Source organism: Neopoerus faecalis, assembly GCF_029218125.1.
GTDB lineage: Bacteria > Bacillota > Clostridia > Oscillospirales > Oscillospiraceae > Oscillibacter > Oscillibacter faecalis_A.
The window spans coordinates 245,860-261,987 of the sequence record NZ_JARFXX010000003.1; the positions used below are offsets into that span (position 1 = coordinate 245,860).

Consider the following 16,128-nt stretch of genomic DNA (forward strand, 5'->3'; position numbering starts at 1 on the left):
AGGCGGGGCAGTTCTTGTAACTGCCCCGTTTTTTGAAAATTGAAAGGAGAACCCTATGCTGTTTTTATGCTACCCCAAGTGCTCCACCTGCCAGAAGGCGAAGGCGTGGCTGGATGAGCGCGGTATTTCCTATGAGCTGCGGGACATCAAAACGGACAATCCCACGGCGGAGGAGTTGACCCTCTGGTATCGGAAAAGCGGCCTTCCCCTGAAGAAGTTTTTCAACACCAGCGGCTTGCAGTACAAGGCGCTGGGACTGAAGGATAAGCTGCCCGACATGAGCGAGGCGGAGCAGCTTGCGCTGCTGGCAACGGACGGAATGCTGGTAAAGCGCCCGCTGCTGGTAGGAGACAGCTTTGTGCTCACCGGCTTCCGAGCGGCGGAATGGGAAGCGGCGCTTAGATGATTCAAGCCATTGACTTTGCCCCGCTGGACGGAATCACAAAAATCGTGTTTCGGCGGGTATGGCACAAACATTTCGGCGGTGTGGACCGCTATTTTATTCCCTTCTTTTCCCCCACGCCCCACCACACCATGACGCCCCGGGATCTGCGGGAGGTAGATTTTACCGCCAATGCGGGACTCCCCTCCGTTCCGCAGGTAATGACCCGCAACGCGGAGGATTTCCTTTGGGCCTGCGAGGTGCTAAAGGATATGGGCTTTACAGAGGTAAACCTGAATTTAGGCTGCCCCTCCGGCACCGTTACCGCCAAGGGCAAGGGCTCTGGCTTTTTGGCTCACCCCGATGAGCTGGCGCGCTTTTTTGATATGGTGTTTGCCCGCGCCCCTCTGCCGGTATCCGTCAAAACTCGGCTGGGCTATGACACGCCGGAGGAATTTCCCGCTCTGCTGGAGCTTTTCAACCGCTACCCTATCGCCTGTCTCACCGTCCATCCCCGGGTGCGGAAGGAAAAATACCGGGGCGCGGTGCATCTGGACAGCTTCGCCTATGCGCTGGCAGAAAGCCGGAACCCGGTATGCTACAATGGCGACCTGCGGACAGTCGGTGAGGTACGGGCGCTGGAGGCCCGATTCCCGGCGGTCAGCCATGTGATGATCGGCCGGGGGCTGGTAGCCGACCCCGCACTTGCTCGGAAGCTCCGGGGCGGCAGCGGGACAAACCGCGAGGAGCTCACCGCCTTTTTAGAGGAGCTTTATCAAAGCTACACGGCGTTTTACGATGGTCAGGTTGCCACCGCCGCTCAGCGGATGCGGGAGGTTTGGTTCTATCTCATTCACCTTTTTGATGACGCCGAAAAGCTGAACAAGCAGCTTCGGCGGTTCCGCACACCGACGGAATACGAAACCATACAAGCGGCCATTCTGGCCTCCTGTCCCTTGCGGACGGACTGTTCGGGCGATTTGATCTAAAAAAAGCGGTATTGCTTCACGGCAATACCGCTTTTTCTATTTCGCCGTTTTATGTTCCAGCCATGTCAGCCGCCGGAGCACCCGGGCCTGCAGCGGAACCGCGCAGAGGAACGTTAAAAGGTCCGCCGCCGTTTGAGTCATTTCGATACCCGTCAGGCCCCACAGGGCTGAAAAGAGCCAAACCAGCGGCACAAAGAACAAGCCCTGCCGCGCTACAGCAAGGAAGGTTGCCGGCGTGGTCAGTCCCATAGTCTGCTGGCACATATTGCTCATGACCACCCAACCCTGCAGGCAGAAGGTCACGCACTGGAACCGCAGTGCCCGGGTGCCGATGGCCACCACCTCCGGGTCATCCCTGAATACAGCCACAAGCTGCGGCGCGAATACAAAGCCCAGCACGCTGACAGCAAGCATAAAAATCGTTGTTACCCTGACACAGAACCAGAAACCGTCCTTGACCCGGCGGTAAAGCCCCGCGCCGTAATTAAAGCCGCACACCGGCTGGAAGCCTTGTCCAAAGCCGATCATGGCGGAGCCGCCGAACATGGCGATGCGCTGCACCACACCCATAGCGGCAATGGCGGCGTCCCCAAAGGGACGGGCAGCCTGATTGAGACAGATAGTCGCCACACTGGCAAGCCCCTGCCGCGCCAGTGAGGGCAGTCCGCCCTTGAAAATCCAGAGATAATAGTAAGGCTTCATCCGCAGGTGGGCGAAATCAATGCGGATGTTGCCGCCCCTGCCGCAGCCCACCAGCAGCAGGCAAAAGCTGACAAACTGGCTGATGATGGTGGCCCATGCCGCGCCGGCAATTCCCAGATCAAACACAAAGATCAGCAGCGGGTCCAGACCGATATTCAGTACTGCGCCGGCAGTGATGCCAACCATGGCATAGGCGGCGCTGCCCTGAAAGCGGAGCTGATTGTTCAGCACCAACGAGGAGGTCATCCACGGCGCACCCAGCAAAATCACACGGAGATACGCCTTGGTGTAGGGCAGAATCGTATCCGTGGAGCCCAGCAGATAGGCCAGCGGCTTCAGGAAAATCAAGCCTAGCGCACAGATGAGCACGCCCGCCGCCAGCGCAGAAAAGAAGCCTGTGGAGGCCATGTCCGAAGCCTCCTCATAATTTTTCTGGCCAATGGCGCGGGACATGAAATTGCCGCTGCCCTGCCCGAAGAAAAAGCCGATGGCCTGTATGATCGCCATCAGGGAAAACACCACGCCCACAGCGCCGGTGGCGGCATTGCTTTTCAGCATTCCCACGAAAAAGGTGTCCGCCATATTGTAAAATGCCGTGACCAGCATACTGATGATACAGGGTAAAGCCAACCGCGGAATCAGGCGGCTCACCGGCGTTTGCGTCATCTGTACGTATTTTTTCTGCTGCTGTTCGTCCAAGGGTAACACTCCTGTCAATTTATCTATATTAGGAAAGATTATAGCATATTTTTCGCAAAATGAAAAGAACGTGTAAATTTTTTTCGAGGATACTGATATTTTACCTGTTCTTTTCCGGGAAAAGGCTTGAAACACGAGGCGGAAGTGAGTATAATGTAACGGATATTGATATGGGGAACACCCATTCCAACTTTAGGGGATACCCGGAGAGGATGAGACAGATGACTGCTTACAAAAACATGACACTGGACCAACGGAGGGCGGAATACGCAGCCCTTCAGACTGCCTTTGAGGACCTGAAGGCACAGGGACTCAAGCTGGACATGACCCGCGGCAAGCCCTGCAAGGACCAACTGGATATGGTCTCTGATATTTTCGACATGCTCAAGGAGCCTGAGGATTACATTGTTGACGGTATCGACATCCGCAACTACGGCGCTCTGTCCGGTCTGCCGGAGGCAAAGCGCCTGTTCGCAAACATTCTGGACTGCAAGCCCAAGCAGGTTTTTGTAGGCGGCAACGCCAGTTTGCAGTTGATGTACGGCGTTATTGACTGCGCCTTCATCCATGGCCGCCTCAACAGCCCCCGTCCCTGGTGCAAGGAGCCTGTGGTGAAGTGGCTGTGTCCTGCCCCCGGCTATGACCGCCACTTCAAGCTGACCCAGTCCTTTGGCTTTGAGCTTATCACCATTCCCATGACCCCCACCGGCCCGGACATGGACGCCGTGGAGGAAGCCATCAAGGACCCCGCCGTGAAGGGCATCTGGTGCGTTCCCAAATATTCCAACCCAGAGGGCATCATCTATTCCAAGGATACCATCATCCGTATGGCCTCCATGAAGCCCGCCGCGCCGGATTTTACCATCATGTGGGATAACGCCTACTGCGTCCATGAGTTTGAGGGAGACTATGTGGAGTTCCCGGACATTCTGCACCAGTGCAAGAAGTACGGCAATTATGATATGGTCTATGAGTTTGCCTCTACCTCCAAGATCACGTTCCCCGGCGACGGTGTGGCCTGCATGGCTACCTCCGAAGCAAACCTCGAGGATTTTGAAAAGTGGATCGGCATTCAGACCATCTCCTATGATAAGGTGAACCAGCAGCGCCACGTGCTCTATCTCCAAAACCACGCCCACACCCTGAAGCTGATGAAAAAGCACGCCGCGTTCATGGCACCCAAATTTGAGGCAGTCCTCTCCACGCTGGACCGGGAGATCGCCCCGCTGGAAATCGCAAGCTGGAGCCATCCCAAGGGCGGCTACTTCATTTCCTTTGACGCCATGCCAGGCACCGCCAAGCGGACGCTGGCACTGTGCAAGGAGGCCGGTGTATCCATGACCGCCGCCGGCGCCACGTTCCCCTACGGCATTGACCCCAATGACAGCAACATCCGTATCGCCCCCTCCTTCCCGCCGGTGGAGGATGTGGAAAAGGCCATTACCGTGTTCTGCACCTGTGTGCGAATGGCCGCTCTGGAAAAGCTGGGCGTATGAGATATCAGGGTATGGTCTACCGGCCGCCGTCCGAGGCTTACAGTCTCATCGTTCAGGTGACCTACGGATGCAGCCACAACACCTGCGCCTTTTGCAGTATGTACAAGGAAAAACGCTTCGCTCTGCGGCCGCTGAACGAGGTGCTTGAGGATTTTCAGCTTGCGAGGCAGCGCTACCGCAGTGTCCGGCGCGTTTTTCTGGCGGATGGCGACGCGCTGATCCGAAAGGCCAGTGAACTGTACACAATTCTGGATACCATCCGGGAGCTGTTCCCGGAGTGCGAGCGGGTCACCAGCTATGCCTCCCCCTCCAGTATCCGTCTGCGGACGGAGGAGGAACTGCGGACACTGTGGGAAAAGGGCCTGACCATGGTATACATGGGGCTGGAATCCGGCAGTGACAAGGTGCTGACGCTGATGCGGAAGGGGCACTCCGCCGCCGAGATCATCGAAATGGGCCAGAAGGTCCGCCGCTGCGGCATGGCGCTGTCCGTGACCGCCATTACGGGTCTGGGCGGACCGGAGCTGCTGGAGGAGCACGCAGTAGACACTGCAAAAGCCTTCAACGCCATGAACCCGGAGTATATCGGAATGCTCACGCTGATGGTGGAGCCGGGCACGCCGCTGTATGACTGGGTAAAGGCGGGCAGCTTTCATCTGCTGGACCAGCATCAGGTCCTTACGGAAACAGAGCTGCTGGTGCGGAATTTTGACAGTCCCGGCAGTGTGTTCCGCATGAACCACGCCAGTAATTATCTGGACCTGCGGGGCACGCTGAATGCCGACCGGGACGCACTGTTATCCTCGATTCGGCGGGCAGAACAGGACCTTTCCTGTCTGCGCCCGGAAAGCTGGCGGGGATTATAAAAAAACTGCCGTGGAACGAAAGTTCCACGGCAGTTTTCATGTATCTGCTCAGTCCATCGGGGCGCCGCACTTCGGGCAGAACTTGCTGTCGGACTCCGCACCGCAGACCGGGCAGACCTTGGCGGCAGGCTCTACTACGGCCCCCTCCGCCTCCACGGCGGACTCGCTCTTAACAGCGGTCTTCTGCTCCTCCAGCTCCGCGATCTTGGCCTTGGAGGCCGCCACCGCTGCGGCCAGCTCGCTTACGCCCTCCGGCAGCTCACCGTCATACTCATTCATGAACCACTCGCCGATCAGGCGGTAATTCTTCTCAAGCTCCCGCTGCTCGCCGGCAATGGCTACCGAGAGCTTCGTCAGCTCCGTTGTTTCCCGGGCCTTATCGGCGGCCACTGCCGCCATATCCTTGGCCTTGTCCGCCGCCACGGCTGCTACGTCCTTTGCCTTGCGTCCCAATTCCTCAAAAAATGCCATATTAAGCGCTCCTTTCACAATTCGGTACACTTGACCGGAAATCTCATGTCTTTAGTATAGCGCCGGCAAACGAAAAACGCAATGGTGTTCACAATTTGTTTTCCGTTGATAAGTCGAACGCTGGTAATTTTCTTGGAAATGTGGTAAACTACCGCTGAAAGCAGGAGGAATGCACCATGGTGAAACACGAATTTACTTTTCCCTCAGCCGACAGTAAAACAAATATCCACGCCGTTTCATGGCTGCCAGACGGCACCCCTGTGGCCGTTTTGCAGATTGCTCACGGCATTTCCGAATATATTCTGCGCTATGAGCCCTTTGCGCAATATCTGACGGAGCAGGGCTTTGCCGTGGTGGGAAATGACCATATCGGTCACGGCCTGTCCGTTGCGGAGGGTGCGCCCTGGTTCTATTTCGGCCCGCAGGGCAGTTGGAACTATGTGGTGGACGATCTGGAACAGCTCCGCAAACTAACCCACAGCCAATTTCCCGACCTCCCCTATTTCCTGCTGGGACATTCCATGGGGTCATTTTTGGCCCGGACCTATCTCATTCGCTACCCCGGCACGGTAAACGGCGCGGTCATCATGGGAACCGGCCATCTGAGCCCCACCGTGACTGCGGCCGCTATGGCCGCCATCCGCGGAGAGTGCCGCCGCAACGGTGAAAACCGCCCCAGCGAGCTGGCGACCAGGGCGTCCTTCGGCATCTACAACCGCCGCTTTGCCCCCAACCGCACCGCGATGGACTGGCTCTCCGCAAATCCAGACAATGTAGACGCCTATCTTGCTGATCCGCTCTGTCAGGGCAATGCCACTGCCGGATTGTTCCGGGAAATGCTCTCCGGCATCCGCTTTGTCTGTGATTCAGCCAATATCCGCAAAATGAATCGCCATACGCCGGTTTTGTTCGTTTCCGGCGATATGGATATGGTAGGCGACTGCGGAAAGGGTGTAAAGCGCGCCGCCGATGCCTTCCGCAAGGCCGGAATGGAGGATGTGACTGTAAAGCTGTATCCGGGACTGCGTCATGAAATTTTAAAGGAAGCGGAGCATGAACAAATTCAGCGGGATATTTACGGCTGGCTTACGGAAAAGGCAGGACTATAATCAAAGTTATGTAAAGCTCTGTTTTATTTGATTTTCTACTTTTTTAAATCATTTTACAATCATTATGTAAATAAGCATTTTGCTGGACCGTCTGCATGGCGGTCCGGCTTTTTCAACTTTTCCACATTTTTCTTGACATAATCGATATTCGATAGTATGTTGTAGATAGAAATATCGAATATCGATACTGGATGGTGCTGCCTATGGCACGGGAAAAATTTCAAACGCTGACGGAGCAGATGTTCTATGTACTGCTGTCCCTCCGGGACGAGTGCTGCGGCGCGGACATCATGGCCCGAATCGCCAATATCACCCATGGCCGCGTTACGGTGGGGCCCGGAACGCTTTACAATCTGCTGGAGAGCTTTCAGGAAACCGGCTGGATCGTGGAAACAAAAACGGAGGGCCGCAAGCGGAGCTATCTCATTACCGCTGCCGGAGAGCAGGCATTGGCAGACGAGTACCGGCGGCTGCAAGCGCTGTCCGAGGATTACCGCAGCTATATGGGACGGAGAGGAGAGATCGAAGCATGAACCTGTCAGGCCGAAAAAAGCGGCGCGAAGTCAATCTTTACTCTTATTATGACCACGCGGGCATCGTCCGCCATTTAGAGGAGCTGGCCCGGCAGGGCTGGCAGCTGGAACATACCGGCTCTGTGTTCTGGACCTACCGGCGCTGTGAGCCGGCGGAGCTACACTACGCCGTGGTGTACTTCCCCAAGGCCAGCCAGTTTGACCCGGAACCGCCGCCGGAGCAGCGGGACTTCTGGGCACTGTGCAAGGCAACGGGCTGGGAGCTGGTCTCTAACCGCTATCAGATGCAGATTTTCTGCAATCCGGCAAAGAATCCAACCCCCATCGAAACAGACCCGGTGGTACAGGTGGAAAACGTCCATGCCGCCATGAAAACAGGAGTCGCCCGCTCCAACTGGCTCATGCTGTGCTGTGCGCTGCTTCAGATCTGGGCGCAATTCCGAAATGCGGAAACAATTCGGGATCTGCTGTCATCCGGAATCTCCCTTCTGGCCGTTTTGCTTTGGGGATTGATTTTGATGGATTCCGTTGCAGAGCTGATCGCCTACTACCGCTGGAGCAAACGGGCGGCGGTGGCCGCCCGGGAGGAGGGGGTTCTCCTCTCTCCCCGCAGCCACAAATGGCGAAGAGTCCTTGAGCTTTCACTGATTGCGGTTTTCTGCGCGGCATATCTCGGTACGCTACTGGCAGCCAATCGATACGGAATGGCTGTCTATACCGGTCTTTTACTTTGGATTCTCTATGCCGCGCTGCTGTCGCTGGTCATCCACGGCAGCCGCTATCTCATGAAAAAGCACGGCTTCCCCGCCGAGCACAATCTGCTGCTGAGCACCTTCATCACCATCATAGCGGCGCTTGTCCTGACCGCCGGGCTGTTTTGGGTAAGTCTGCGGCTCGTTGGCACACCGCTGGGGCACCCAAATGCGGAGAAGCGGCCCTCTCCCGGCTATCATGATAGCAGCCGCTACACCTACACCGTGTATCATGATCCCCTGCCCCTGACGGTAGAAGAACTAATGGGCGAAATCCCCGGCGCAGACTATTCCTGCTATCGGAAAACCGGCACCTCCCTGCTGGTAACGGAGTATATCTTCCGGCAGGAACAGACCTATGGAGCAGGCAGCACCGCCGCCCCGGAGCTGTATTGCTCAGTGTATCAGGTTAATTTGAGCTGCCTTTACGCACCGGTGAAGGACTCCTTTTTCAAGGAGCTGGAAACCTTCAACCGCAACACAAGCCTGATTGGACAGCCCCGGCGAAGCTGGGTCCCCACGGACGCTGCTCCATGGGGCGCTGATGAAGTCTATCAGTTCCACCGCGGCGATACAGCCAACGGCGTATACCTTTTGTGCTACCCAAACCGCATCGTTAGGCTTCGCTTTGACCCATGGTACGATACTGCCCCCACTCAAGAGCAAATGGCCCTTGTTGGCGAGCGGCTGGGCTTCGGTTCTTTGACATAGCGGAAAAGGAGGCCGGAAATATGTTCACATTCCGAAACGCACAGTATGAATACAACCTGTTTGATTTATACGCCGCCCCGGAGATCGCGCAGCACTTGGAGGCGCTTGCCCAGCAGGGCTGGCAGTTGGAGCATATCGGTCCTGTTTTCTGGCGCTACCGCAAATGTCCGCCTGCCAATCTGCATTATGCCGTGGTGTATTTTCCAAAGGACCCCGCCGATGAATATATTTCCCGGCAGCAGCGGGAGCTGTGGGAGCTGTGCCGCGCCACCGGCTGGGAGCTTACGGCCACGGCTGGGCAGATGCAGGTTTTCCGCACAGCGGAGAAAGAGCCGGTTCCCATTGAAACTGACCCGGTGGTGCAGATGGAAACGATTCACGCCGCCATGAGAGTCCGGGATTCCGTTCTGTTTGCTGGTTCGCTGATTTTTTATATTCTTCTGCTGCTCCCCCTTTTGCTTCTGACGCGCTCTGCCGGTAACTGGGCGGCGTGGTTCCGTTTATTCCTGCCAGCGCTCCTTCTGTACATCCTTCCCTGCTGTATTACGCTTGTCTCCCATTTACTCTGGTACCGCTCGGCCCGGCAGACCGCTCAAAACGAAAACCGCCTTCAGGCCCCCAAGGGAAACCGGCGTCTGAACGCTGTTCATACCATTCTCGCCCTTATCTGCCTGTTCCTCTTCCTTTTCAGCGTCATCGCAGAGCGGAACTACTATTTGGCCACACTGACCGGTGCTGTCATCCCCGGGACGATCTTTCTATTGGCAGTCTATTTCAGGCTCCGTCACCGGCTGCAACAACGCGGAAGACGGACTGCTGCCGCGTTTCTTATGGCAGCCTTCGCTTTAGAGCTGGTTCTCTCCCTTGGCTACACTGCGGCCCACCCTATCATTTTAGGGCATCGAAATGCTGAACGCATCACCCAATCTGTTGGAGGCTCGACCTTTCTTGTTGATAAAATCTATCATGACCCACTGCCCCTGACAGTGGAGGAACTGACCGGTGAAACATCCGACACCAACTACTCCTGTTTTTTTGAGGTACGCGGCACGCCGCTGCTTCGGCAGTATGCCGGACTGCAATCGGTTCCGCTTTTTCAGGGCAGCAGCCAGCCCGCCCTCGCCTATTCCGTTTTTGTGGGAAGTGCGTATTTCCTCGACCGCAGACTGACAGAGCTGCGGCAGGGCGCATGCAGCGCCTTTCATCCTGTGGAGCAAATTTCCTTTACAGAGCTTGATGCTTCCCACTGGGGCGCGGAAACCGCCTATAGCTCTGCCGATGGTTCCCTGCACTTTCTTCTGCGGTATGCTGACCGTTTGGTGGATCTTCAATTTTTCAACTGGCCCGATGCCACGGTCAAACCTATGCAGGCGGAACTGGTGCGGGAACGGCTGGGCTGCGGCGCATTGGCATGATTTCATAAAAGAACAGCAGCCGGAGCATTTGTTCCGGCTGCTGTTTTATTCTTTAATGTTCGCTCAGCTTTTCCAAGGCGGCCTTTGCGGCCATCTGCTCGGATTCCTTCTTGCTGTGGCCGCTGCCCCGGCCAATGGCCGCGCCGTTCAAGCGGACCTCCGTGATAAAGGTCTTGGCGTGATCCGGGCCCTCTTCGCCCACCATGCAGTAGGTCAGCTCCTGCCCGGCCTGACGCTGAACACGCTCCTGAAGCTGGGTCTTATAATCCCGGCGGCGCTCCTCTACTACCTCTTCCCGCTCCACATCCAGCAAAACACGGTGAATGAGCGCGGAAGCGGCAGAAATGCCGCCATCAAGATACACCGCGGCAAATACCGCCTCGGTGGCGTCCGCCAAAATGGAGGTGCGCTGGCGTCCGCCGCCGGCCTCCTCGCCCTTTCCCAGCCGCAGATAGCTGCCTAAACCCAGCTTCTGCGCCACCTCATGCAAGCTCTGTTCACACACAAGCGCCGCCCGGATGCGGGTCAGGTCTCCCTCCGGCAAATCCGGGTGCCGGGCAAATAAGTATTCCGCCGTAACAAAGCCCAGCACACTGTCGCCCAGAAACTCCAGACGCTCATTGCTGTTCATTCCCTGTGCGCGGTGCTCATTGGCATAGGAGCTGTGATTCAGCGCCTCCCGCAGCAGCCGTTGGTCATGAAATGTGTAATTCAGTTTTTTCTCAAGTTCCTGCATCCTCTTACCTCTCACGGTTATAAGGACGCCCCGCCGGAAGCGGGGCGTTTTCCTCATTTTATTTCAGCTTGGAGGCAACGTAATTCACCGCGTCACCAACCGTCTTCAGACCGGTCAGCTCATCCTCGCCGGCCTCGCCCATATCAAATTCTTCCTCCATGGCCATCACAAGCTCTACCAAGTCCACGGAATCTGCGCCGAGGTCCTCCTCAAAAGAAGTCTCCATCGTAATCTCCGCCGGGCCCATGGCAAACTGCTCGGCCACCAGATCCCGCATAGTCTGAAAGATCTCCTCAACTGACATAATCGCACTTCACTCCTATGAGAATGTAATATTCATCCATAATTGGCAGAAAACATCATACGGCAATCCTATGGCCCTGTCAAGAGGCATTTCCATATTTATGCCTGCTTTTCCACCTTCATCTCATCAATATGCGCTTCCACATCGGCGATGATGCCGCTCTGTGCATATTCGATTGCCCGCTGCACCGCATTGCAGATGGCGTGAGCATCAGAGGAGCCGTGAGCCTTCAGCACCGGCTTGCTGATGCCAAGGAACGGCGTACCGCCTATCTCGCTGGGGTCCAGCAGCTTTTTCATGTCCCGCAGGCTGTCTTTGACCAGCAGAGCGCCCAGCTTGCTTTTCGTGCTGGAACGGAGCGCCTTTTTCAGCTCGCCCATCATCAGCTTGGCGCAGCCCTCCACGCCCTTGAGAAGAATATTGCCCGAATAGCCGTCTGCCACAATCACATCGGCGCCGCCCAGCAGCGCCGTATTGGCCTCCACATTGCCGATGAAATTCAAGCGGCCCTCCCGGCCTGCCTCCTCTAACAGTTGGAAGGTCTCGTGACGCAGAGAATCGCCCTTGGAGGGCTCCGCGCCGATATTCAACAGGCCCACACGCGGATTTTCCAATCCCATAAGCCGCTTAGCATAAAAGCTGCCGAGGTACGCAAATTGCAGCAGATATTCCGGCGTACAGTCCGCGTTGGCGCCGCAGTCGCAGAGAATGGCACGGCCTGAGGCAGTGGGAATCACCGGGCCCATAGCCGCGCGCCGGATGCCCCGGATGCGCTTGACCAGCAGCGTAGCGCCCGCCAGCAAAGCGCCGGTGGAGCCGGCGGAAATGAAAGCGTCTCCCTCTCCGTTTTTCAGCATGGTCAAACCTACCGTCAAAGAGGAATCCTTTTTCCGCTTAAAGGCCGTGGCCGGATCATCGCAAATTTCCACAATCTCAGTGGCATTTACGATCTCTACACCCTCCGGCAGCAGGCCTGCCAGACAGTCACGAATCGCATTCTCCTGCCCTACCAGTACAATTTCGGCGCCGGTTTGGGTGTGGGCCGCCAATGCACCCTCTACGATCGCTTTAGGCGCGTTGTCGCCGCCCATGGCGTCTATGATAATTTTCATTGCTTCCTCCTTTCAGGGGAACACGCTCCGTCCAATGGCCGAAGCATTTTCTTTTCGCTCAGGCCAGAATATCGGCCTTTTTCATTTCCAGAATTTCCAGTGCACGCCGGGAAATTTCAGCGTTCTTGTTCCGCTTGCCCTTTACAAAGTGGTCCAGCGGCGGGATGATGCCGAAGTTGATATTCATGGGCTGGAACTGAGTGACAGACTCGTTGGAAATATACAGCGCCAAGGCTCCAACGGCCATCTCCCGGGGGAAATCCACCGGAGGCTGGCCCTTCAGCCGCCGGGCCGTTTCAATGCCCACCAAGAAGCCACTGGCGGCGGACTCCACGTAGCCCTCCACGCCGGTCATCTGTCCGGCAAAGGCAATGCGGGGTTCCTTTTTCAGCCGGTAATACCGGTCCAGCAGCCGAGGGGAATCCAAAAATGTATTGCGGTGCATCACACCGTAGCGCAGAAATTCCGCGTTATGCAGCGCCGGGATCATGGAGAACACCCGCTTCTGCTCCGGAAATTTCAGGTGGGTCTGGAAGCCCACCAGATTATAAACGCTGCCCTCGGCATTGTCCCGCCGCAGCTGCACCACAGCATAGGGCCAGCGGCCCGTCCGGGGATCGTCCAGTCCACGGGATTTCAGCGGACCGTACAGCAGCGTATCATGGCCCCGGCGGGCCATGACCTCCACCGGCATACAGCCCTCAAAAACCTGACTGTCCTCAAAGCCGTGGACCTCCGCCTCCTGGGCGGTGGTCAGCTCCTTCCAGAAAGCGTCATACTCCTCCTGATTCATAGGGCAGTTTACATAATCATCTGTGCCCTTGTCATAGCGGGAGCCCATCCACGCATAATTCATATCCACACTTTCGGCAGACACCAGCGGCGCCGCCGCATCAAAAAAGTGGAGGTCGCTGTTCGCGCCCAACAGCATTTGCAGCTTTTCCGCCAGTGCATCGGAAGTCAGCGGACCGGAGGCAATGATGACCTCTCCCTCCGGAATGTCCGTCACCTCGCCGGGGACTACCGTGATATTGGGATGGCTGCGAATTTTCTCCGTAACCAGCTTGGCAAAGCCGTGGCGGTCCACCGCCAGAGCACCGCCGGCCTCCACACGGGTCGCATCGGCACATTGGAGAATGAGACTGTCCAGCCGCCGCAGTTCTTCTTTCAAAAGGCCCACGGCATTTTCCAGCGCAGCGCCCCGCAGAGAGTTGGAGCAGCAAAGCTCCGCGAAATATTCCGTTGTATGGGCGGGCGTCATTTTTTCCGGCTTCATTTCACAAAGCCGCACCTGTATTCCCCGCTGGGCCAACTGCCACGCGCATTCACTGCCGGCAAGTCCCGCGCCGATCACTGTTACCTTCATTTGCAAAGTCCTTTATTTCATTCTTGCGGAAAGCCGGTCACTCCCCGGCCTCCGCAGTTTTTTTCGTTGTCTTTTTCGTTGTTGTTTTCTTTGCGACAGTTTTGGCAGCGGCTTTCTTGGCAGTTGTCTTTTTCGCCGCAGGCTTCTTCTCTGCCGCTTCGCCCTCTGCCTTTTTCACCGCCGTTTTTCTTGCGGCGGCCTTCTTTTCAGCGGCCTTGGCGGCAGCCTTCTTCGCCGTCGTTTTCTTAGCAGGCTTCTCCTCTGCCGGTGTGTCAGACTCGCCAGGAGCCTCCTCCGCGTTGGCGGACGCCTCTGCCTGCTTCTTGGGGTAGCCGCGCTTGTCCTCCGGCAGGAAGTTGGGACATTCCGGGTTGATGCAGTAGGGCCGCTTGTAGCCCTTGCCTGCCCGCTTGAACATGGTCTTGCCGCAAATCGGACAATCATCCTTTACCGGCACATCCCATGTCATGAAATCGCAGGTCGCGCCGCCGGCTACCCGGTTATTGGTGTGCTCGCAGCAGTAATAGGTGTACTGCTTACCGGATTTTCGACTGGTGCCGGTACGCTTGAACAGCCGCCCGCCGCACTTGGGACAGCGGCCCGGCATCTCCACCACCAGCGGCATGGTGAAATTACACTCCGGGAAACCGGGGCAGGCCAAAAACCGCCCGAACCGGCCGGATTTCACCACCAGATTCCGCCCACAGACGGGGCAGATCTCCTCGGAGACCTCGTCAGGCACCTTGATATAAACGCCCTCCAAGTCCTTTTCCGCCTTTTTGAGGTTCTCGGCAAAATTGCCGTAAAAATCCCGAAGCACGGACTTCCACTTCACAGAGCCGGTCTCCACATCGTCCAGCTTCTTTTCCATATTGGCCGTGAATTTCAAATCGGCAATGTCACTGAACCGCTCCTCCATGAGCTGCGTCACTACCCGGCCCAGATTGGTGATGTGGAGGTACTTTCCCTCCTTCACCACATACTCCCGGTCCAGAATGGTGGACACCGTGGGGGCATAGGTAGAGGGACGGCCGATGCCCTGCTCCTCCATGGCCCGAATCAGCGTGGCGTCGGTATAGTGGGCCGGGGGCTGGGTGAAGTGCTGGTCCCGGCCAAAGCTCTTGAGGTCCAGCGTCTCCCCTTCCGTCAGCGGCGGCAGGGTGGGTTCCTTTTCCTCTTTATCATCGTCCTTGCCCTCCTCGTACACGGCAGTGTAGCCGGAGAATTTCAGGCTGGAGGAGCTGGTACGGAAGCTGTGTCCCGCCGCATCGATCTCCACGGAGACACTGTCGTACACAGCGTTGGCCATCTGACAGGCCACAAAGCGGCTCCAGACCAGCCTATAGAGCCGGTACTGCTCGCCGGTGAGGTCCTTTTTCAGCATCTCCGGCGTCCAGTTCACATTGCTGGGGCGGATAGCTTCGTGGGCGTCCTGGGCGCTGGCCTTGGCCTTATAGTGATTGGCTCCCTTGGCGGGATAGTACTGCTGACCGTAGCGCCCCACGATAAATTCCTTGGCGGCGGCGACAGCCTCCTCGCTGATGCGGAGAGAGTCGGTACGCATATAGGTGATCAGACCCACGGTGCCCTCGCCCTCAATATCCACGCCCTCGTAAAGCTGCTGGGCAATGGCCATGGTGCGGCGGGGGGTCATGGACAGCTTGCGGCTGGCCTCCTGCTGCATGGTGGAGGTGGTAAAGGGGGGCGAGGGAGAACGGTTCTTATCCGTCCGCTTCACGGACTTGACGGTAAAGACAGCATTCTTCGTCTCCTCTACCACGGCTTCCACCTCGGCGGCGGACTTCAGCTCTGCCTTCTTGCCGTTCTTCCCGTGATACCGGGCGGAGAAGGGCAGCTTTTTCACGTCATTGCCGGTGAGGTTGGCGTCCAGCGTCCAATATTCCTCCGGCTTGAAGTTTTCGATCTCCCGGTCCCGGTCATCCACCATTCGGGTGGCAACGGACTGGACCCGTCCTGCGGACAGGCCCCGCTTGATCTTCTTCCACAGCAGGGGACTGAGCTGATAGCCCACCAGCCGGTCCAGAATACGCCGGGCCTGCTGGGCGTCCACCAGATTCTGGTCGATGTCCCGGGGATGTTCAATGCTCTGCCGCACCACATTCTTCGTGATCTCATTGAAGGTGACACGGTGCGTCTTTTCATCCGGCAAATTCAAAAGGCTTTTCAGATGCCAGCTGATGGCCTCGCCCTCGCGGTCCGGGTCGGTTGCGAGGTACACGGTATCCGCCGCCTTGGCAGATTTTTTCAGGTCGGAAATGATGGCTTCCTTCCCCTTGATGGGCTTGTAGACCGGTTCGAAGTCATTGTCTACATCCACGCTGAGTTTGCTTTTCTGCAAGTCCCGGAGATGGCCCATGCAAGCCTTTACCTCATAGTCCTTGCCCAGATATTTTCCAATGGTTTTGGCCTTCGCAGGAGACTCCACGATGACCAGGCTCTGTTTTGCCATAGTTACCTCCGGCGG

15 protein-coding genes are annotated in these 16,128 nt (G+C 57.0%); 8 read left to right on the top strand and 7 right to left on the bottom strand.

Annotated elements, in window-relative coordinates; all coding sequences use genetic code 11:
- Window positions 1–55 precede the first annotated feature (55 nt).
- Window positions 56–406: an arsenate reductase family protein gene (locus tag PY311_RS05445; protein WP_286147667.1), complete on the top strand. Its 351-nt coding sequence runs from the start codon at window positions 56–58 to the stop codon at window positions 404–406.
- Entirely contained in the window at window positions 403–1,371 is a 969-nt protein-coding gene (locus PY311_RS05450) for a tRNA dihydrouridine synthase (RefSeq protein WP_286147668.1), read from the top strand. The genes PY311_RS05445 and PY311_RS05450 overlap by 4 nt, the downstream gene beginning before the upstream one ends.
- A gap of 36 nt (window positions 1,372–1,407) precedes the next feature.
- Here the strand turns inward: PY311_RS05450 and PY311_RS05455 are convergent, their stop codons facing one another.
- Complete coding sequence (locus PY311_RS05455; protein WP_286147669.1) at window positions 1,408–2,772, bottom strand: MATE family efflux transporter; 1,365 nt, start codon at window positions 2,770–2,772, stop codon at window positions 1,408–1,410.
- Between the two features lie 221 nt (window positions 2,773–2,993).
- Between PY311_RS05455 and PY311_RS05460 the strand changes: the two genes are divergently transcribed.
- Together PY311_RS05460 and PY311_RS05465 are read left to right on the top strand one after the other, a co-directional pair.
- Window positions 2,994–4,268 (top strand): aspartate aminotransferase type Ic, encoded by a 1,275-nt coding sequence (locus tag PY311_RS05460; RefSeq protein ID WP_286147670.1) that lies wholly within the window; start codon window positions 2,994–2,996, stop codon window positions 4,266–4,268.
- Window positions 4,265–5,134: a radical SAM protein gene (locus PY311_RS05465; protein WP_286147671.1), complete on the top strand. Its 870-nt coding sequence runs from the start codon at window positions 4,265–4,267 to the stop codon at window positions 5,132–5,134. The genes PY311_RS05460 and PY311_RS05465 overlap by 4 nt, the downstream gene beginning before the upstream one ends.
- A gap of 48 nt (window positions 5,135–5,182) precedes the next feature.
- Here the strand turns inward: PY311_RS05465 and PY311_RS05470 are convergent, their stop codons facing one another.
- On the bottom strand, window positions 5,183–5,605 hold the full coding sequence (locus tag PY311_RS05470) for a zinc ribbon domain-containing protein (protein ID WP_286147672.1): 423 nt from the start codon (window positions 5,603–5,605) through the stop codon (window positions 5,183–5,185).
- A 176-nt stretch (window positions 5,606–5,781) separates the two neighbouring features.
- Here PY311_RS05470 and PY311_RS05475 point away from each other — a divergent pair, with 176 nt between their 5' ends.
- The 4 genes from PY311_RS05475 to PY311_RS05490 all read left to right on the top strand — a co-directional run bounded on the left by PY311_RS05475 (window position 5,782) and on the right by PY311_RS05490 (window position 10,125).
- Window positions 5,782–6,714: an alpha/beta hydrolase gene (locus tag PY311_RS05475; protein WP_286147673.1), complete on the top strand. Its 933-nt coding sequence runs from the start codon at window positions 5,782–5,784 to the stop codon at window positions 6,712–6,714.
- Window positions 6,715–6,917: 203 nt separating this feature from the next.
- The gene (locus tag PY311_RS05480) at window positions 6,918–7,247 is read left to right on the top strand and encodes a PadR family transcriptional regulator (protein ID WP_286147674.1); all 330 of its coding nucleotides are present in this window, start codon (window positions 6,918–6,920) and stop codon (window positions 7,245–7,247) included.
- Window positions 7,244–8,710, top strand: a complete 1,467-nt coding sequence (locus PY311_RS05485; RefSeq protein ID WP_286147675.1) for a DUF2812 domain-containing protein — start codon at window positions 7,244–7,246, stop codon at window positions 8,708–8,710. Before PY311_RS05480 ends, PY311_RS05485 begins: the two co-directional genes overlap by 4 nt.
- 20 nt (window positions 8,711–8,730) lie before the next feature.
- Window positions 8,731–10,125, top strand: coding sequence for a DUF2812 domain-containing protein (locus tag PY311_RS05490; protein ID WP_286147676.1), 1,395 nt, complete (start codon window positions 8,731–8,733; stop codon window positions 10,123–10,125).
- Window positions 10,126–10,177: 52 nt separating this feature from the next.
- On the opposite strand, the gene rnc is transcribed toward PY311_RS05490, so the two are convergent.
- The 5 genes from rnc to topA form a co-directional block, all read right to left on the bottom strand.
- On the bottom strand, window positions 10,178–10,861 hold the full coding sequence (gene rnc, locus PY311_RS05495) for a ribonuclease III (protein WP_286147677.1): 684 nt from the start codon (window positions 10,859–10,861) through the stop codon (window positions 10,178–10,180).
- A 58-nt stretch (window positions 10,862–10,919) separates the two neighbouring features.
- Window positions 10,920–11,165, bottom strand: a complete 246-nt coding sequence (gene acpP / locus PY311_RS05500) for an acyl carrier protein (RefSeq protein ID WP_286147678.1) — start codon at window positions 11,163–11,165, stop codon at window positions 10,920–10,922.
- 98 nt (window positions 11,166–11,263) lie between these two features.
- Window positions 11,264–12,277 (bottom strand): phosphate acyltransferase PlsX, encoded by a 1,014-nt coding sequence (plsX, locus tag PY311_RS05505; protein WP_286147679.1) that lies wholly within the window; start codon window positions 12,275–12,277, stop codon window positions 11,264–11,266.
- A 58-nt stretch (window positions 12,278–12,335) separates the two neighbouring features.
- On the bottom strand, window positions 12,336–13,643 hold the full coding sequence (gene trmFO / locus PY311_RS05510) for a methylenetetrahydrofolate--tRNA-(uracil(54)-C(5))-methyltransferase (FADH(2)-oxidizing) TrmFO (RefSeq protein WP_286147680.1): 1,308 nt from the start codon (window positions 13,641–13,643) through the stop codon (window positions 12,336–12,338).
- A 37-nt stretch (window positions 13,644–13,680) separates the two neighbouring features.
- On the bottom strand, window positions 13,681–16,113 hold the full coding sequence (gene topA / locus PY311_RS05515; RefSeq protein ID WP_286147681.1) for a type I DNA topoisomerase: 2,433 nt from the start codon (window positions 16,111–16,113) through the stop codon (window positions 13,681–13,683).
- Window positions 16,114–16,128 lie beyond the last annotated feature (15 nt).